Consider the following 20,171-nt stretch of genomic DNA (forward strand, 5'->3'; position numbering starts at 1 on the left):
TTCTTTCACTTTTTATCCTTTCTAATTATTATAAATCAGCAATATATAGCCAATTAAATTAAATATTTAGTTAATACTTATGTTTTGTAATTTAAAAAAGTAATAAAGAGCACTCCATAAACTTGAATGCTCTTTAACATTTTATAAATTTTAGAAGATTACACCAAGGGCAATTAGAATGAGAATAGCAATTGAAATAATTCCAACACCTACATAACTTCCAACACCACATCCTGCTCCGTATCCGTACATGCAATTTCCTCCTTTCAAATCAACCAGAGTCTTAGACTAGAATACAATTCCCATTGCGATGAGTAGAAGGATAATAACTACTACAACTGCAATCCCCGGTAACCAGTTAGGTCCACTTGCTCCATCAACAACTCCGCCAAATGCCATTTTATATTCCTCCATTTCCTGTGTTTTATGGGTTTTTTTCTTAATTCAAATTATGCCTTTGCAGTAAAATTGTTACCACATTTTACCGTTTTAATATCCATATCCCACAGAGTCTTTAGAACAGTAAAAGCAAAGAAAATAGAGCCTTGCATTTATAACTTACCTGTTTAGGTAGCTACTGTCTAATAACTTTATTATTCTTAAATTTTGGTATAACATATGATTATCTGGTTATGTTCTAAATATAAGGAGGGTATCAATGAAAGCATTAGTTACTCTGACCTCAAGTGAATCAAAACGACTTATCGCCAAAGGAACAATTGGATTGCCTAGTGTACAAAACGCCTTAGAAAAACACACTATTATTGTTGCCGGCGGAACTACGAATGCCTATGTAGCTGAAGAATTGTTAGGAGTTCAAATCGAAGACAAAACAGGCTATACAATGGGCATTGTTACCAATGGTGAGCTAGGAATAAGCAAATCTTCTAAAAAAACTCAACCCTACGTAATTATTCAAGGACAAGCACAGGAAATCCCTTGGAAAGAATATTTGCCAAAATTGAAGAGGGGAGATATCTTTATCAAGGGTGGCAACGCAGTGGATCACACTGGTTTAGCCGCAGTAATGGTTTCAGACTCCATGGGAGGAACAATTGGGGCTGCCCAAGGGATTATATATGCTAGAGGTATTGAATTAATTGTTCCAATCGGACTGGAAAAAATGGTTCCCGATGTCCGTAAATCCGTGGAATTTATGACAAATTCTACACTTGACCAAGCCATCGGTAATAAGGTTGGACTGATCCCGATGGTTGGAGCTAGAGTGGTGACAGAATTAACAGCTCTAGAAACTCTTTATGATGTTGAAGCGTCTTGTATTGCCGCAGGAGGGGTCGACGGATCAGAAGGCTCGGTTACACTTGTATTAGAAGGACTTGAAGAAGAAGTTGAACGGGCAATCAAAGATATTCGTTCACTAAAAGGTGAACCGCAAATTTTAGTGAAATAGAAATAAAAAATGGGCCGAATTCATGAATTTTCCTCAACATGAATTCTAAAGCCCATTTTTTTCTTCATTAATATAATGAACTAATTCAATACTTCTAATTATTAGATTAGTTCATTATAATTTCCTTAAATGTTATCTAGGTGGTCGAGGGCCAAAAAATTGATAGTAATGGCATTCTAATCGACCATTATAGAGCTTACGACTTTTGTCCCAGCGTCTTCCGATTAATGTTTCTGGGGATTGAAAATTGGTTAATATATGAAGCGACCAGTCGTTGAGACGTTTATAAGTTTCTCCAAGTTCTTGATACAACCCTTTGACATCATCAATGTCTCCAAGTCGTTCTCCATAAGGTGGGTTTGCAATAAGATGCCCGAAGCTAAATCGGGATCTTACTTCGGCAACAGGCAAGCGCTGAAAGTGTATAATTCCTTCAACACCAGCTTCTATGGCGTGGATTCGAGCTAACTCCAAAGCTTTAGGGTCAATATCAGAACCATAGATATTTAATGTAGTCTCTCGTTCCCATAGATCCAGGGCCTCTTGCCAGGCTTCTTGCCAGAGTCCCCTAGGAATTTGGGGCCATTTTTCAGCTGCAAAGCTTCTCTTTAGGCCTGGAGCACGATTTTGCGCTATTAAGGCAGCTTCAATGGGAATAGTTCCTGTTCCGCAAAAGGGGTCGATTAAGGCCCGATCTTTATTCCAATAGCTGAGCTGAATCATAGCTGCCGCTAATGTCTCTTTAAGGGGGGCTTGTCCTGCAAGTTTTCGATATCCTCGTTTATGTAAACCGATCCCAGAAGTATCAATTGTTAAAGTGACATTATCGTTTAATAGCGCTACTTCGATCTGATAACGAGGACCACTCTCTTCAAACCAGTTACAATTATATGTTTCTTTGAGACGTTCAACAATCGCCTTTTTTACAATGGCTTGACAGTCGGAAACACTATACAGTTTCGATTTTACGGATTTCCCTTGAACAGGAAAATTAGCATCTATGGAGAGCCAATCTTCCCAAGGTAGAGATTTGGTTTGTTGAAAAAGCTCTTCAAAGGTTCGAGCTTCAAAAGATCCTATTCTTAATAAAACACGATCCGCACTTCGGAGCCATAAATTTGTTCGGCAGATTCCCAATTCATCAGTTTTAAGTATTACCTTTCCATTTTCTACAATTATATCATCATACCCCAGTTGTTTGAGTTCACGTGCAACAATAGATTCTAAGCCAAAGGCTGCTGTTGCAATAAGTTCAATTTTCGCCATCCGGATCAACCTCTCTCAGTTCAAGTGCTAAACGTTTTTTTATTCTTTTATATCATAAGGTGAGGAGATCTAAATGGCAAGTTTATTGATTTTTTTTCAACCTTCCATGAGGGACAGTACTAAAACCTTTGCCATCTCTATATCCTTTTTCATATGCTGCTTTACCTGCCAGACTGTCCTTTCGGGTATGTTGAGATGTTTTCCCACGGCCTAATTCCATATTCTTATAAGTCTGGATAACTAGTGCATCTTTAACAAGAACCAATCCCCATCCCTCTTTGCTGACTTGTTGTGCATACTGGGCCTCTAATCCTGAGATCCAACCTTCAACATAATTGTTTCTGACTCCTCTTTGCTGGGTAAGACTGGGGCGCTGTCCCTCTAGCTTTAGATATTCCATGCGATAATTCTTCATAAATAGGTCAGCTCCAAGCCGGATAGAATCCGTAGCAAATTTAAAGGCTATAACAGCAATTTCTGCATCTTCTTTTAATCCCATGAATGCTAGCCTGGTATACCCATTACATTTATTCAGATAAGAATAGCACCTAAAATTCTGAGCGATTACTTTGCCAAGACTCTTTTTCCACCAAGACAGTTTCTCAAATTCAGTAGCATAATCATCGAGTATCTCTTTTTTATAATCTGCTTCTCTAGAAGTGTTGATTTCTAATTCGTCAATTCCATTTTCAGCCATAAAACGCTGAGCCATTAATAGGGCAGATTTAGCTTCATTACTTTCTGGATCCCCCCCATTTCTCGCCAAGTTTAGTAATGCCCGCACTTTATGTAGGACTTTCTCATCGACTGACAAAGTATCACCTTCCTTTTTTTACATATCGCTTAATACTTCTCCTTGGACAGTTACAGTCATAACTTCCAAGGAGTCTTTAGTCTCTCTACCATCTTCGATCTGGTGTGATTCCCACACCCCTTCTCCATTTCTAAACAGTGTACGTCTGTTTTCTTGTATTTCCCATTTATCTTCTAGGATAAGATCTAAGACCTGTTCTCTTAACGAATCCTTCATTAGTTCAACGACATGGTTTAGCATAGATTCGTCATAATCCTCAATAGCAACGTTAACGTAGGCTCTTATGCTTTTAGTCATTTTGCATCTCACTCACTTCTATATCGATTTTAACTTGTGATATGACTATCTCTAATTATACACATTTTGCATAAACCTTCTATAAAACAAAATTAAACTATGATATCCCCACCTCTGAAGTGGTGTATCATAGTTTGATTTTAATCATGCTAACAGAAATGTATTTCCAAAATTCTTTTATTAAAGCATTTCCAGAAACTTGGTTATTGCCCCATTTACCTGATCCGGTCTCTCTAGCATAGCCATATGACCAGCATTATTAACAGGTACTAAATTTGAATTAGGTAAATTGTTACACAAGTAATCCGAGTATTTAAGAGGAGTCATCCGATCCTCTTCTCCACATATTACTAAAACAGGTATTTCTATCCTAGTTAGGCGATTCATAATATCAAACTTATTACAAGCATAAAAATCAGCTTTAAGAACATCAATTGGAACATCATTCATTGCTAACCTTGCCTTGTCTAGAATAGCTGGAGATGAATTCTTGGAGTAGCTGTACTCAATATTCTCGACTGGGCACCTACCCTTGGACAAGGCATCCAGTACAGAAGGATTTACACGCAGCCTTGCCCCACTACCAACAATAATCAAACCTTTTAAAACTATTGGATGCGCAATGGCAAACTCTAAAGCTATTGCCCCTCCCATCGAATGGCCCATAAGGACAAATGAACTCATTTCTAAGGCCTGCGCAAAGTTTAAAACAAAATCTCGATACTCATTAATACTGTCTGAGGGCGAACCTTCAGACAGGCCATGGCCCGGAAGATCTGGTGCAATCATGTTACATTTATTAAAGTTTGATAACTGATAGATCCAATTCTCACTGGTTCCCCCAGCTCCATGTACACAAAGTATTGTCTTCAGACCCGCTTGGAAATTACCACTTTGTTGAAAATACGTTTTCTTCCCTAATACATCTATATAAGGCAATCTGTGAATCTCCTTTGCTCCCCATTTAAGCTCAATATTATTATCTCAATTTTCAATCTAATACTCTTAGTACACCTTAAAACCTGGTAATAGTCAATAGGGTATTTGATTTATTGTGAAATATAAAAATGATACCAGCAATGGTTTGATAAGTATTAGAACCAATTAATTAGGAAACCCTAGCATTGGTTACCCGATTACTAATAAAAAGGAGAAAACAAATAATGAGCAATAAAAATACAGACAAATCTAGAACTCATGCCGCTAATCTTGATGACCAGAGTTTAAACTCGGATAATGATAAGAAAAAGGTACCAACTAGCCCTACCAATAAACCCAAGAGTCCCTGATAAATCAATGAAGCTGTAACATAAATTTGTTACAGCTTCATTGAATAATGACCAGACTTCACTCACCCAAGCTCACAGATAAATGAACTACTAAATCCTTATTGACCTTTTTCCGCAGACTCTTTAGCATCCTTTTGTTCCTGCTTAAACTCCGCACTTCGAGAATCATATTTAGCACTTGTATACCCTTCAGTGTGTCTTTGTATCTCACCAGTCTTTTTCATATCTACCTCCACTTATCTTTATTCACTCCGATTATAGTATGTTTCTGTATCATTAATATCATGTACGCCAAAAATTTTGTCACCTTTTTGTCTATAGATAAATATCATGCTAACAGAGCATAAAGCCTAAGATATCTTAAGCTAGAGGTGATTAAATGAATCTGAATTTTAAACTATCCCGATCTAATTATAGACATTTGATTGTCGGAGCTGATACTAAGATCCCACTTTCTAACGGTCTATATACAACAGCCATAAACTTCGACAACGCCGCTTCTACTCCACCGTTTGTTTCTGTCATGGAAGAGATAAATCATTTTGCAGGTATGTATTCGTCAATCCATCGTGGAACAGGCTATAAATCACAGCTTTCTTCGAAGGTTTATGAAGAAGCAAGATCTACAATCTTAAAATTTGTTAATGCTGATTCTTTTCGCGATACAGTCATCTTTGTGAAAAATACAACAGAAGCTCTTAATAAATTATCTTATCGCTTATGGGATGGGAACAAAAAAAGTGTTATACTCTCAACTTGGATGGAACACCATTCCAACGATCTCCCTTGGAGAAACAAATATCAAGTGGATTATGTACAGACAGATCCCTCTGGAAAATTAAGCCTCGAAGATTTGGAGACCAGATTAGCAAAACATAAAGGGAATGTTAAGCTTGTAACTGTTACGGGTGCCTCTAATGTTACAGGATATGTAAACCCGATACATAAAATTGCTGAATTGGCACACCGCTATAATGCAAAAATTCTCGTCGACGGGGCCCAGTTAGTTCCGCATAATTCTATAAATATGAATCCTCAAAACTCGCTGCAATCCATTGATTACCTCGTATTTTCTGCTCATAAAATGTATGCTCCTTTCGGAACAGGTGTACTTATCGGACCTGAAGAAACCTTCAATAGAGGTATTTCTGAGTTTGTGGGAGGAGGGACAGCAGAAACCGTAACCCATAATTGGGTAGTTTGGGAAAAGCCTCCTCATAACGAAGAAGCAGGAACTCCTAACCTGATGGGAGTTGTTGCTCTGTCAGCAGCGATTAAAACTCTCAGCGGATTGGGCATGAAAAATATAGATCACTACGAAAATCAACTAACTAACTATGCAAATTCAAAGCTCAATTCCATTCCCGGTATCAAAGTTTACTCTCATACTGTACCTGGCGAACCTAGAATCGGAGTGATTCCTTTTAACATTAAAGGGATTGCTCATGAACAAGTAGCAAAAATATTATCCAATCAGGCGGGAATTGCTGTAAGAACCGGTTGCTTTTGTACTCAACCTTACATTCAAAGTCTATTAGGGATTTCTCCAAAGCAAATGGAACTCTATCGGAAACGTCGAGACATTCCCCGCCCAGGGGTGGTTCGTATAAGCTTTGGGTTATACAATGATTTTAATGAGATCGATATTCTAATTCAATTACTTGAAAGAATCGCCAAGCATCCAACATCTTACATCTGATCAACTTATATAAAAGCTTATTTCTACTTATAATAGGCTTGAAAGATGATCAGTAAAGGGGTTGCACAAATTGAACAAGAAAATGAATCTACTTGTGTTTAGCGGAGACTATGATAAAGCTCTAGCAGCACTGATACTAGCTAATTCTGCCCGAGAATTGGATGTAGATGTGACAATGTTTTTTGCATTTTGGGGGCTCTGTCTAGTTCGCGATCCGGAAAAGGCTACATCAGATGACAAAACTCTTTACGAAAAAATGTTTGGAATGGTTACACCTAAAGGGCCTGAAGAATTACCTCTTTCACGGATGAACATGGTTGGCCTCGGAAAACAAATGCTTCTTGAAATGATGGAAGATGACAAAGCACCTTCATTAACCGACTTTCTCAATGGAGCCCGGAAAAAGGGAGTAAAGTTCTACGGCTGTAAACTATCTGTTGACGTAATGGGCTTTAAACCTGAGGAACTACTGCCGGAAGTTGAAATTATAACAGCCAAAGAATATCTATCCGATGCTCTTGACTCAGACATGCAGCTATTTATATAAATTACTTTGATCCTATCCCCAGAGCCTTCTTTGCTAACTGGTCTACGTAATCGTTAAAACGATCACCGCTATGACCAGCAACTTTTTGAAACTCATATAAACCTTGATGCTCTCTCATGAACTTAACGTACGCTTGAGTGAATTTATTTTTTGCTTGCCAATCCCCAGTAACCCAATGAGAAATACCTGAGTAATCATGAAAAATCCGTATCCGAACGTTTAATGATTTTGCTTTTTCTACAGCATGTTGTACCGCTGCGATTTCTCCCGCAACATTCCTCATGGCGGCGGCCTCTAGATCTTCTCCAACCCCATTACTTTCGAGAACCACTTCCCCATCTTTAACAAACGCATAACCATAAGAATATTTTCCGTTTACAAAGCTACCATCAGTATAGACCTCATAGTCAACATTGTTAATCGAAGAATCGTGTAGATTAAAACTTGTGCTTTCCTTATGGTTCGGACTTATTGAGTTATTTAACCATTCAAGTGCTTCAGGCTTTGTTTCAAATCCTTTATAGATTGCACCTTTATACCCTTTAACGGATGCTTGACATTCGGGCCAATTATTAAAGATGCCTGTCTTGTGACCTTGTTTAACACTATAATAGTTTTTTTTAGCCAAAGTTGTCACCCCCTAAGTGTATACTAATATAACCTCATAGTATTCCATTGATAAGACTACAAAATTTTTGCGTTTTGCTCCCATATATTAATGACTCCGGCAAGAAAAGTCAACTTATTAAATATGGTAAGCTCAAAAAAACTTTCTTTTGCATATAGTTAAAGGAGGAATATTCAGATTATTGTTGAAACTATAATAGTAACACCCCCTACCGGCCTTAACCCAATTAAAATTAAGTTAAAGGAGGAATATTTATGGAAACCTATCGGGTAAAGGTTGGAACAAAAGGAGAAATAATTTTACCCAAAGAACTACGTGAACTATTTGGACTAGTAGAAGAAGATACCCTAGATTTATGTGTCGATTCTGAAGGAAAAGTATTTGTACGAACAGCTGAACGCTCAGTTCGACCACTCTCAGATTTCTTTGAAGACTTAATTATTAGCGATTTACTGGCAGAAGGCTGTAATGGGGATTGTCTTAAACACAAATTATTAGAGCATAAGCTTAAGTTGAGCACTGTCCTAGATCGTTTATCGGAAGAAGCCCATAGAGCCCATAAAAATGGTCAATGTATTAGGTGGTGGGAAGCTCAAGCTTTATCATCACTGGGAATTCACAAGACTGATAGAGGACCATTCAATGTCATGATTACTACCCGGGGTGTTCATGATCTAGTAGTTCTGCGTAAGGAAGAACTCAAGGAAATACCAGCAGTTTTTGAATGCTTAGAACAAGATCCGTTTGCTTTTAAGCGACTTCGCGGGCCATTTTATGAAACTTATCGAGTATCTTTCCGCTGTGGTACTAAGGAACACCGAGTTGTTTACACTATCTTTTCTCAAGAAAATTTAATTGTAATTTTGACTGTAGGTGCTCGAGAGGTTATATATGACCGACTTAACGGTATAGCCTAAGGGAGCTGAAAACAATAACAAATTTTCAATGGCTGGAAAAGGAAGCCCTTAAGGTATCAGGGCTTCCTTAATCATTCACCGGGCACATACCTAGCACTCAGCGCATTTCCCATTACAGGACTGGTCAATTTCTGTACTCCCAAATAAACTAATACCTTTAGTCGACATATCTTCAACCTCAGCTGTAACCTTATCCAGTTGGGTGAAAATACTTTTTGATAAGGCTTCTGCCTTGCTATAGGATTCTTGAGCACTTACATGTTGCCCTGCTTTTACCGCCTCAATTCCAATTTGCCCTATTTTATGCAAATCATTATGAATAGCTTCAATTTTATTCCACTCTTCAGCTATGGAACAGTGGGACACTTGGACTGCATGGTAAAAATGCCCGAAAGCGCATTTAGTCCCATCTGTCTGCAGCGGATAAATCTTCATATCAGTAACTATTTTCTTCAAGTTTTCCAACCATTTGGTATGCGCCTTTTTAGCCTCGATAATAGTAGCAAGAAATTCTTCGTTGTTTAAAGCATTACTACTGCCAATTAATGAACTCATCTGCTCCTTAACAATACTAGATATTTCGTCATCAATAATAGCAATTTCTTTAGCTGATTCAGCGCTAGCTAGGGCGTCACTATGAATGATTTTGGTCATCATAGTCAACTCCTCAGCATCACGGCTCGACACTTCCATAGCCTGATTAATTTCATTAGTTGCAATTTTTATACCTTCCATTGATTGATTAATAAACTGTACATCTCGGATAGTTGTTTGCAGCATTTCCACATTTTTTTCCATAGTATCAGTGATAGTTTCAATCTTTAGGCTCATTTTTTCGGTTAAAGACATTGTATTATCCATGCTTTGCTTACCTTCTTGGGCAGCAGTTTGAATGTTTCCAACGAAAGACCTCATGCCTTCGAGGCTTCTTTTTGTGTCATCTGCCAATTTACGAATTTCTTCAGCAACAACAGAAAAACCACGTCCGTTTTCTCCAGCACGCGCTGCCTCAATTGAAGCGTTAAGAGCTAGTAAATTTGTTTGTTCCGCTATCTCCCCCACCCCGAGGACTATTTCATTAACTCTGTTAGCCATTTCAACTAATTGAGCGATTTTTTCACCCATAATATTAGCATCAAGCATAACATTGTCTTTCAGTTCATTTACTTCCTTAAGTTGATTTAAACTAATATGATTATTTCGAACAAGATCTTCTGAAGCTTCAGATAACTGGGATAATGTCTTCGAGGTTTTTTCCACCGTCGAATTCACCTCACTCATCCCAGCATTAGTTTGTTCTACAACTGCTAGATTTGACTCACTTAAAAGGGCCATTTTCTTTGCAAAATCAATAAGCTTTTGAGCAATATGCGACATATTTACGTCAAAGCTACTTAAAACAGCTGCAATATTCAATAGTTTCTTTGCTGAATTAGCCATTTGACGTTCATTATTAAATAGTTTTACAAAGTGCCCCACCATCCTCCTATGGATTGGATATTCAAGCTTTGGTTCGACTGCATCAATACCTTTGAATTTGTCTTCAACATATTTAAAAATATAATTTGTTTCATCACAGGGTTGTCTCTTAGAAAAAATATCGAGCACACTTTTCATTGTTTCTATCTCTCCTTTTATAAGTCTTAGACCACATCTCATAAGCCTTCAGAGGTACCTTAAACGCATCAATATTGGTATGATCTGACATAGTTTAAATACTCTACTTATTCACCATATTGCCTTAAATTCCTTTAAAATTATACCAAAAGTGAAGAATTTCTTTTTTAAAGGCTATTTAAAATACGATAAAAAAAAGCCAGTAACCCTTGATAAGCAAAGGCTACCGGCTTTATGTGAGGTCACTCCTTAACTAGTTTGTGTTTTGCAGCGATAATTGTTGCCGGAGAATTCTCCGTCCAAGGTGCTTTTTCATAATTACCCCACACCCCAGATATCTCCCAACCTGCCTCGAGTAAGGCCTTTTTCAAAACAGCACTTGTGATTGGAAATAAAATATTGACCCCAGAGACAACTTCTTTGGTATCTGGAAATTCAATCTTCATTGAAAAGTCAATTTTCCCATCGGGCCTATAATCATAGAAACGATAAAATGTTAGATGAGAGGTCTTAATGACAGGAAACTCACGAATTCTCGCAGCCAACATCCGGTCATAGTTAACTGTTTGAACTAACAGGTGAGTTCCCTTTTTCAAGAACTCAGCAATTACATAATTTAGTTCAGATTCACTGGAAACATGTGCTAAGGTATTTCCTAAACATAATACACCTTCGAATTCTGTCTCGATTGTGCTTAGATCCCGCATGTCTGCAACTGCGAAGGATGCGTCTCCCCCAAACCCCTGGGCCTTTTTCTTGGAAATTCCAATCATCTCATCGCTTAAATCAACACCAAGTACTTTTAAACCCATTCGACTAATTTCTAAGGCAAATGTCCCGGTACCACAGCCAATATCCAAGATTGATTTTAGCTTTTCTTGGGTCACATAATCAGCTAAAAATGACTTCAGCGGTTCCTTTAACGGAAATATCTCATCATAATGCTCAGATAAGGAGCGATAAAAATCCATCCTTTCAACCCCCTCCTCCCTACTTTACAATATTCTTAACCACATTTCCAATCCCATTAAAGGATTAAATGAATTTTATGTGTTTGACCATCATCCTTGAGGAGTATTACAGGTTCCTCTAACTCTTTATCATCAAGCATTATTTTCTGGCATCCGGAGGAGCGAGAATTTGGATTTTCTACCTTAATCTCGTAGTTTGTAGTTTCATATTGGTAAGTCATGCTAAAGCCCGCCCAGCGACTAGGAATACATGGTTTCAAAACTAAAGAATTTCCAAGACGTCTAAAGCCCAAGATACCTTCTACCCCAGCCTGATACATCCACCCTGCAGCTCCGGTATACCACGTCCATCCGCCTCGTCCTACATGTGAGTGCGTGGCATAAACATCTGCCGCCATTACATATGGTTCAACCTTATAGCGATTCACTTCATGTTCTGTTCTAGCATGATAAATAGGATTCAGCATTTGAAAAAGTTCAGTTGCTTTGTCCCCTTCCCCTAAAGTCGTGTAAGCTAATATAGCCCAAGCGGCTCCATGGGTGTATTGTCCTCCATTTTCCCTAACGCCGGGAACGTATCCTTTTATATAACCGGGATCAGGCAATAGCTTATCAAACGGCGGGGTTAAAAGGAGAAGTAAGCCGTCTTCTTTTCGCCATAAATAATGCTCTAGAGCTAACATTGCATCCTTAGTACGAGTACTCCTAGCTGCTCCTGAAAGTACAGACCATGACTGGGCTAGCGCATCAATCTGGCATTCAGAATTCTGAGAGGATCCTAAGGGGGTTCCATCGTCGAAATAGGCACGTCTGTACCATCCTCCATCCCAACCATGCTGTTCAATATTTTTGAGGAGTTCTTCCGCTAGCTTGCGGTAGCGGATTCCTCGCTCTTGATCTTGACGTAAATTACAAAGGTCTGCAAAGCGAGTCAGAGTTATATATAAAAACCAGCCCAGCCAAACACTTTCCCCTTTGCCCTTGTGTCCTATACGACTAAAGCCATCATTCCAATCCCCGGAGCCGATAAGGGGTAAACCATGCTCACCTAACTTTAAACCTCTCTCAATGGCACGCAGACAATGCTCATATACAGTGCCCTGCTCCTCCGAAACAGTTGGAATCGAATATCGTTCATCCTCACCGTCTTTTAATGGTTCATCTTCTAAAAACTCAGTTACTTCATCTAAAACACCTGTATCCCCAGTTCGGTCAATATAGTGGATAGTCACAAACGGTAACCACAGCAAATCATCGGAGAACTTAGTACGTATTCCCTTTCCTTTTTCCGCATGCCACCAATGCTGCACATCCCCTTCTCTGAACTGATGTTTACAATGAATGAGAATCTGTTGTCGAGTAACTGATGAATTCGTATATACCAGAGCCATCACATCCTGAAGCTGATCCCTAAAACCATAGGCTCCTCCCGATTGATAAAAAGCTGAGCGCGCCCATAAACGGCAAACTACCGTTTGATAAAGGAGCCATCTGTTTAAAAGCAAATTCATGGACAGTTCTGGAGTCTGTACCTGAATGTTTCCTAGTACTCTGTCCCAATACCGCTTAACTTCGGTAAAGGCATCAGTGATCTTCTCAGGTTGATGATAGTATTTGATAATCTCTTCTGCTGCATGGTTACTATCTGTTTCACCTACTAAAAATATCACTGTTTTGGTCTCACCAGGCCTTATTTTAAGTTCAAGCCTCATTGCCGTACAAGGATCAAGTCCTGCTCCAATTGTTCCGGAAAATGAATCCAGTTTTAAGCCAATAGGATCTTCTAAACTTCCGTTACGCCCAATAAATTCAGACCTATCTCCAGTATAACTTGTAACATCCGAGCCAAGTGCCGCTACAAATCCAATCCGTCCCATATACTCTTCTTGATAGGTGTTTCGGACAAAGAACGTCTTTATTTCTTGGTTATACTCAGTCACCAAATAAGGGGCTGTCTGATCACGAACTACTCCCATAACCCACTCTATATAATGGGTTGCACTTAGTTTTATTTCACCATCGCTAATATTTCCAAGAGTTAGTTCAACAATTTTAACCGGCTTATCTATGGGGACAAAAAGATTTAGCGTTTGCTTCAAACCTCGGCTGCAATGCTCAAAAATCGAATATCCTTGCCCATGACGAATTTTATAGACGCCAGCATCACGTTTAGGACTGGCTGTAACAGACCAAGATTCCCCAGTCTCCTCATCCGTGAGAAAAAGAGCCTCACCAACAGGGTCAAGAATCGGATCATTTGACCAAGGAGTAAGCTTGTATTCGCGACTATTCCTCGACCAAGTATATCCAGCTCCCACCTCAGATACTTGAAAGCCAAAGCTTGAATTTGCAATAACATTAATCCACGGTAAAGGAGTATTCATATCGTCTTGTAACTCGATAATATACTCTTTTCCATCTTCACTGAAACCACCGTACCCGTTAGCAAAATTCAGTGAATTTCCTGTTTCCTCAATGGGTTTTTGAATCTTACCGGCAATACTATGATCCGTTACTCGAGATATCTCTTTAGTTTCATTAGCGAGAAGCATAGATTCCTTAGAACTGAACTTAGCCTTTTTGCGTACTTGGGCAGAACAAGAGCCTCCCTCGCCATTAAAGGTTATTCTAGCTACAGTACAGAGTAAATTGAGATCCTCCCCTTGAACAAGATCTTTTTGTAGGAGAAAAACACCTCCCGGTTGATTCAGTAAATCTCTGGCGTGTCCCATGGAGACAAAATCACGCAATGTATCTTGAAAAGCCTGTACATATCCGCTATCGTCCTCATTAAGAATTACCAAATCAGCCAGTAGCCCTTTTAACCTCCAGTATTCATGAATTGTCAGGATTCGTCGTACCAAGTCTAAGTGCTCCGCACTAGAGACTCTAACTAGTACCACCGGAAGATCTCCAGAAATAGCATAAGGCCACAAAGCTGATTGTCCTCTGCAATTTTGTTTGATACATTCTTCAAATTCTCTGCGGCAAGGACTTAAATATAACAGATGTCCGCCAAGACTTAAAGCTTCATTAGCCTGAGCAGATGTCAGATTTAGATGCCTTAGTTCCATTTTGCTATGCGTCCAAGCTAGCTCAAATGCTCTATTTACTGAGAGAGGATCTCTATATTTCTCTGCAATGCGATTTATTTCCTCACGGCTCTCTGCATAGCCAATCGAAAAGGAGATTCTTACAGTTTGACCAGGTGGGATCTTTACTCGCTGACGCAGACTCATGATAGGGTCAAGAACTGCTCCAACCGTGTTGGATAAAGGGTGATTGGCATCCATTGCTCGAGGTCTCACCATACTTCGGCCTCGTCCAAGGAAACGAGAACGATCCGTTTCAAATTGCAAAGATCCTACTTTTTCTCCCTCTGTTGCAACAGTATGCATAAGCCATAATCTGGTTTGGTTTTCACTCCTAGGTCTTCGGGATGCTATTAAGGCATCATTAGCAAATTCAGTTTCAATAAAGAGATTGCTAAATGCCGGATGAGCCAAATCATCGTTTTGCCTGGCCAGAACTACTTCAAAATAGCTAGTTACCTCAACAGTTCTGTCATGCTCACTATGATTCGTCAAGGAAATACGACGCATTTCTGTATTGTCTTCCGGGGATACAACAACTTCAGTATGAGTTGTAATGTTTCCATCCTTCCGACAGTACTCGACTTGGTCCGGCGCGTAGGTCACCTTGTAATTTTCACCTAGAGTTTTACAAGGTTGATAAGCTGCTGACCATACATCTCCTGAATTGAGATTTTGAATATAAAAATAGACGCCCCAGGAATCCCTTGTAACATCCTCTCGCCAACGCGACAGACTAATATTTTTATAACGGCTAAGCCCCGCTCCCGAATTCGTCATCATAACAGAGTACTGGCCATTCGAGATACAATGAGCAATCGGTATAGGACTATTGACATTATTGAAAAGAACAAATTGATTCTTTTCAACATCTTGAGATTTCCTTTGCTTTTGCATAACCTGATACTCATCTTCGGGTTGAGGAATAATTGGCACAAAATCTGGAATCCGTTCTTGGAGTAAGAGCTCTGATGACTGAATTAGTGCTTCGTTGTGTAACCTCTCCTGCATAACATTTTCAAACAGCACATTATCGATTGCTAAGAGACTCATCCCTTGATGATGGGCCATAAAGCTTTGGACAACCCTATATGAACGCCCAACCGGAATACGATCCTTAGTAAAATCTATAGCCTCGTAAAGCCCGTAACGACCGCTAAAACCTTTTTGTTCCATGGCGGTAATATTAGTCACAGCTTCGCGAGAAGCAACTTGGAGAGCCAAAAAAGTGGCGTATGGCGCTATAACTAGGTCTTGAATCAATCCTCTTTTCAAGCCCAGTCCCGGAACACCAAATGCTTTGTACTGATAATTCAATTGTGGATCAAAAGCATAGAATCCTGACTCTGAAATACCCCATGGGATATTTCGCTCCTGGCCATACTTCTTTTGAACTTTTACAACGGAGTTATAGGTTTCATTGAGAAGAGTCCCCTCATAATTCCGCATCACTAGGAGAGGCATTAGGAATTCAAACATCGTCCCACTCCAGGAAACTAAACTCCGTTTACCCTTGGTTAAGGTTAAAGAACGTCCAAGTTTAAACCAATGGCTCGCTGGCACATCCCCTTTAGCAATTGCAAAAAAGCTGGCTTGGCGCGCCTCAGAAGCTAAGAGATCATAATAAGAATTGTCAAGCTTACTATCTGTGACTCGATAACCAATAGAAAATAGTTGACGTGATTCATCAAACAAAGGCATAAAATCTGTAGCTAAGGCCATCTTCTCAAGCTTGAGCTGAAGCTCCTTGGACAATTCAACACACTTAAGAACCTTGCTGAGAGCAGTCTCAATAACCCTTTTATCTTCAGGCACAGCAATACCGTTTACAAGTCCTTCAGAATACTGTTTTACCAAACTATCCATAGTTAAGTTAATCATAACTTTCTTGTCTAGTGTTGATACTTGTTCAGGGGTGCAAGAACCAGTTGCCCACGGACATAATTCTTCCAGTTCAAAACGAAATGATTCTACCATGGTATTAAGTCGATTGGCCCAATACAAGCCCTCTTTATCCAGATCCTGATTCAGAATATCTGCCGGCCATTCTGATAATAGCTTTAGCCATGTATTCAGATTCCAGTTTACTTCAGATGTACATAACACTTCATCTAAAGCAAGATTAAAGGCTTTAAGCTCATCACAAGCATCCTCGCCCAATGCTTCAAGTAAAAGAACCTGGGTATCCTTAAGCCCTTTTACAAATTGCCGGTCAACTAGAGGTCTTTCTAAAAGCTCTGCAAGCCCAGACTTCAATGTCAATAGGTACATAACGAAGTTGCCACTATCTACAGTTGAGATATAGCGAGGTTCTAAAGGGCTTAGGCTCTGTGTATCATACCAATTATAAAGATGCCCTTGCCATTGCTCTAAATTTTCTATAGTTTGAAACGTATGACGAATATTCTCAAGCACCTTCGTTAAAGGAATATAACCGAAATCTCTGGCTGCTAAATTTGTTAATAAAGCTAAACCTATATTAGTAGGAGAAGTCCTATGAGCAACACCATTAGGTGGTTCAATTTGAACATTGTCCGGTGGAAGCCAATGTTCCTCTTCACAAACAAACTCTTCAAAAAAAGCCCAAATTTTCCGGCTGTACCTCCTTAAGACAAGCTCTTCTGAAGTTGAGAGTGCTGCCTTTTGGTGTTCAATCGGCATACTTATATAATGGGCAACCCAGATTGAGACAAGCCAAGAGATCACAACAGGAATAAAATGCAATATTTTGGTTGAATAGAAATATACAGATAAAACTGAGAATAAAGCAAAGAGAATAACGGGCCACATGGAATTAGTCATTGTATTTAGATTAGCATCTAACCGTTTTTCAGCATCCGAAGCAGTTTCCCATTCTAATAAATTACGACGTGAAACAAATTGGCGATAAAGACTCCTGACTAAAGCATCCAACATAATCCAAGTATTATAGGGAAGGAACAAGAATTGCAGGACAAACTGTATCCCTAGCACCATTAAGTCTTGACTTAGATTCCCTTTGTCAGAACGCTCAGTGAATAGTTGACTAAGCAGATAAAGGACAATAGGCGACAGTAAACTTAGAGAAACTATTCCAACCCAAATAAGCGGATTTCCCGAAAGAACAATAAAACCCAGAACTATCAGCAAGAGTAAGGATGGGGCTTCCAAGCTTCTTCTTAAATTATCAAAGATTTTCCAACGGGATAAAAGCGGAAGCGGCTTGAATAACCAAGGTAACAACTGCCAATCCCCTCTTACCCATCTATGTTGACGACACATAAAGGCTAGATAATTAGCAGGGTAGCCATCGACAAGTTCCACATCAGAGACTAATCCTGCCCTCGCATAAACCCCTTCAATTAAATCATGACTTAATATTTTATTATCCGGAAATGATTGATCGGTTACTTGATGAAAAACATCTACATCATAAATTCCTTTTCCGGTAAAAATACCTTCTCCAAACAAATCCTGATATACGTCTGAGACGGCAGTTGTGTATGGATCAATCCCAACTTTTCCGGAAAAAATCTGTGCAAATTTTGAAGCATTAGCTTTTAGTACTGATACTCCTACTCGAGGTTGAAGAATTCCGTAACCCTGAACCACCCGTTTTCCATCCACGCTTAGTTTTGGGGTATGCAAAGGATGAGCAATAGTGCCGATCAGCTTCTTGGCAATCCCCCGGGGCAATTGAGTATCTGCGTCGAGAGTAATAATATACCGAATAGTTGAAAGTATCGAAGTTTCTCCAATTTGTACATTATAGCTTGTTGCACCTGCTTGCCTTAAAAGGCGATTAAACTCTACAAGCTTCCCACGTTTGCGCTCCCATCCCATCCATACGCCTTCTGAATCATTATAGATTCTTTTTCTGTGAAAGAATAAGAATCGCTCTCTGCCATATTTAGTATTCAATCTTTCAATGGCAGTAGTAGCTGCCGAAATAATTCCATTATCCTCTGGAGTACTTTCTTTAGCGGCATCAGCAAAATCACCAAGTAAGGCAAAATGAATGTTCTGATCACGATTAGCAAGATGATATACTTCTATTTCGCTGACAATCTCATTAACTCGATTCACATTTGTTAATAGAGTAGGAATTACAACCATTGTCCGTAATTCATCAGGGATACCTTCTCCTAACTCCAGTTTCGGTAAAAATGATGGCCTGAATAGTTCTGAAGATATCCAGTTTAGGAATGGGATGACCAGGCTACTTGACCAAATTAGCAGTCCAAATAGTAGAAATGCGAAACTCAAGGAGATTGATGTATGGTTAAGTACATAATTTAACACTAAAGTCAATATAATTCCTATGCCAATCAACATACTGCCAAAATAGTAAAGGTTAGGCCTTTTACGGATCTTTTGACGCACCTGATACAAGAGATCCCTTGATTCTCCAAAGTCCTCTTCTAATTCTTTCTCAAGGTCATTTCTACCATTTCCAAGCAGATAGTATCCGACATGGGCTACTTCAGTATCCTCCTCAGATCTAGCCTTTTCGGCCTTCGCAAGTATTTTGCGAGCCACAACTAATTCCGATACTTTGTAAATCCTAGAAATCTTTTCAACACAGTGACGATAGAAATCTCGGGACTGAAAATCCATGGCTGAATAAATGTTGCTGGGATCCTTTGCAAATAAACCTTCTACTAAACTAACATCTTCAAAAAAACGGGGCCAGTTTTCAGCGTTGATAAAATGAATGCTCAATATTGCATGGCCCATCGATACTTGATACATAGTTTGTCTCTGCCGTTCAAGTTTAGCGAGTTCTTCGATAGTCGTATCTTGTTTTGCTACTGCTCTGTCTACCCATTGTAAAAGGGGACCTACATCAGATCCAATGTCACGGATACGCTTCAGAAGTTGGTCTGCATAGGCAGATGAGTATTCCTCTTGAGGGGTCAGAGATTTTAAAAGACTACTCCACTCCTCAGACCCATGCTCAGTTTCTAGTAATGGTAATACCCATTGATCTGCAGCATCTCTTTCTTTTTGAGTAAAAATTATTTGTTCTGTGATTCTACGAATGTTTTCCAAAAGAATAATGCGCAACATAATTGGGATGGCCCAGAGTTCACCACTTGATAAAGGTACTTGAACTTGATAAGCTTTGATAAAAGCTTTAAGTGTTTCCCCCTTTATCTGACTATCCGTGTGTTCAACAAGTTCGATCAACAAACCATAAATTCTTGGATATCCTTGAAAATTACCCGTGGTATTTATTGGCAAATGACGCTCAAACTTATCGGGAAGACTATTTTTAATCTCAATTTTTAAATCTTTTAAGCTATAGTAATTATCCAATAACCATTCGGTAGCAGGTACACTATCTTGCGTTCTTGCAGAATAATCCGAGATATCTCGATAGGCTTGTTCTAAAAATTTTATGTTTTGCTTTACTCTGGGCAGCAGGGATCGCTTTAAATAGCCAGTCCCCTGATTGGCATTGGATCTTGCAATTTCTTCGGCGTGACTCAGCAAGTCTTCCCCATGAAGAACAATATCTTTATAGGGCTTATTCTTGGCTAATGATCGTGTAAAAAACTTCATTCTCCATCTCCGTCTTATTTTTTTACATTATTTATGGATTATTCCCATTTCCTCTCACTTCATTCATCCAAGAAATTTT

The 20,171-nt window shown here is 39.2% G+C and carries 14 protein-coding genes; 5 read left to right on the forward strand and 9 right to left on the reverse strand.

Annotated elements, in window-relative coordinates; genetic code table 11:
• Positions 1-658: 658 nt before the first annotated feature.
• Positions 659-1,411 (forward strand): hypothetical protein, encoded by a 753-nt coding sequence (locus tag DESMER_RS12410; RefSeq protein WP_014903402.1) that lies wholly within the window; start codon positions 659-661, stop codon positions 1,409-1,411.
• 132 nt (positions 1,412-1,543) lie between these two features.
• On the opposite strand, the gene DESMER_RS12415 is transcribed toward DESMER_RS12410, so the two are convergent.
• The 4 genes from DESMER_RS12415 to DESMER_RS12430 all read right to left on the reverse strand — a co-directional run bounded on the left by DESMER_RS12415 (position 1,544) and on the right by DESMER_RS12430 (position 4,727).
• Positions 1,544-2,677: a THUMP domain-containing class I SAM-dependent RNA methyltransferase gene (locus tag DESMER_RS12415; RefSeq protein ID WP_014903403.1), complete on the reverse strand. Its 1,134-nt coding sequence runs from the start codon at positions 2,675-2,677 to the stop codon at positions 1,544-1,546.
• An 82-nt stretch (positions 2,678-2,759) separates the two neighbouring features.
• Positions 2,760-3,491 carry a DUF2786 domain-containing protein gene (locus DESMER_RS12420; protein WP_014903404.1) on the reverse strand — a complete coding sequence of 244 codons (732 nt, stop codon included), beginning with the start codon at positions 3,489-3,491 and terminating at the stop codon, positions 2,760-2,762.
• 18 nt (positions 3,492-3,509) lie between these two features.
• Entirely contained in the window at positions 3,510-3,788 is a 279-nt protein-coding gene (locus DESMER_RS12425; protein ID WP_014903405.1) for a hypothetical protein, read from the reverse strand.
• 180 nt (positions 3,789-3,968) lie between these two features.
• Entirely contained in the window at positions 3,969-4,727 is a 759-nt protein-coding gene (locus tag DESMER_RS12430; RefSeq protein WP_014903406.1) for an alpha/beta fold hydrolase, read from the reverse strand.
• 224 nt (positions 4,728-4,951) lie between these two features.
• Here DESMER_RS12430 and DESMER_RS24735 point away from each other — a divergent pair, with 224 nt between their 5' ends.
• Entirely contained in the window at positions 4,952-5,077 is a 126-nt protein-coding gene (locus DESMER_RS24735; RefSeq protein WP_014903407.1) for a hypothetical protein, read from the forward strand.
• Between the two features lie 98 nt (positions 5,078-5,175).
• Here DESMER_RS24735 and DESMER_RS24740 read toward each other — a convergent pair whose 3' ends face one another.
• Complete coding sequence (locus DESMER_RS24740; protein WP_014903408.1) at positions 5,176-5,301, reverse strand: hypothetical protein; 126 nt, start codon at positions 5,299-5,301, stop codon at positions 5,176-5,178.
• A 155-nt stretch (positions 5,302-5,456) separates the two neighbouring features.
• Between DESMER_RS24740 and DESMER_RS12435 the strand changes: the two genes are divergently transcribed.
• Together DESMER_RS12435 and DESMER_RS12440 are read left to right on the forward strand one after the other, a co-directional pair.
• Positions 5,457-6,776 carry an aminotransferase class V-fold PLP-dependent enzyme gene (locus tag DESMER_RS12435; RefSeq protein WP_014903409.1) on the forward strand — a complete coding sequence of 440 codons (1,320 nt, stop codon included), beginning with the start codon at positions 5,457-5,459 and terminating at the stop codon, positions 6,774-6,776.
• A gap of 70 nt (positions 6,777-6,846) precedes the next feature.
• Complete coding sequence (locus DESMER_RS12440; protein ID WP_014903410.1) at positions 6,847-7,323, forward strand: DsrE/DsrF/DrsH-like family protein; 477 nt, start codon at positions 6,847-6,849, stop codon at positions 7,321-7,323.
• Position 7,324: 1 nt separating this feature from the next.
• Here the strand turns inward: DESMER_RS12440 and DESMER_RS12445 are convergent, their stop codons facing one another.
• Positions 7,325-7,951 carry a ribonuclease H1 domain-containing protein gene (locus tag DESMER_RS12445; protein ID WP_014903411.1) on the reverse strand — a complete coding sequence of 209 codons (627 nt, stop codon included), beginning with the start codon at positions 7,949-7,951 and terminating at the stop codon, positions 7,325-7,327.
• Between the two features lie 254 nt (positions 7,952-8,205).
• On the opposite strand from DESMER_RS12445, the gene DESMER_RS12450 reads away from it, so the two are divergent.
• The gene (locus DESMER_RS12450) at positions 8,206-8,868 is read left to right on the forward strand and encodes an AbrB/MazE/SpoVT family DNA-binding domain-containing protein (RefSeq protein ID WP_014903412.1); all 663 of its coding nucleotides are present in this window, start codon (positions 8,206-8,208) and stop codon (positions 8,866-8,868) included.
• A gap of 90 nt (positions 8,869-8,958) precedes the next feature.
• Here DESMER_RS12450 and DESMER_RS12455 read toward each other — a convergent pair whose 3' ends face one another.
• The 3 genes from DESMER_RS12455 to DESMER_RS12465 form a co-directional block, all read right to left on the reverse strand.
• Positions 8,959-10,485 (reverse strand): methyl-accepting chemotaxis protein, encoded by a 1,527-nt coding sequence (locus DESMER_RS12455; RefSeq protein ID WP_014903413.1) that lies wholly within the window; start codon positions 10,483-10,485, stop codon positions 8,959-8,961.
• 242 nt (positions 10,486-10,727) lie between these two features.
• The gene (locus DESMER_RS12460; protein ID WP_014903414.1) at positions 10,728-11,456 is read right to left on the reverse strand and encodes a class I SAM-dependent methyltransferase; all 729 of its coding nucleotides are present in this window, start codon (positions 11,454-11,456) and stop codon (positions 10,728-10,730) included.
• Positions 11,457-11,512: 56 nt separating this feature from the next.
• Positions 11,513-20,092 carry a glycoside hydrolase family 94 protein gene (locus DESMER_RS12465; RefSeq protein WP_014903415.1) on the reverse strand — a complete coding sequence of 2,860 codons (8,580 nt, stop codon included), beginning with the start codon at positions 20,090-20,092 and terminating at the stop codon, positions 11,513-11,515.
• Between the last annotated feature and the right edge of the window lie 79 nt (positions 20,093-20,171).

This window comes from Desulfosporosinus meridiei DSM 13257 (assembly GCF_000231385.2).
Taxonomy (GTDB): domain Bacteria; phylum Bacillota; class Desulfitobacteriia; order Desulfitobacteriales; family Desulfitobacteriaceae; genus Desulfosporosinus; species Desulfosporosinus meridiei.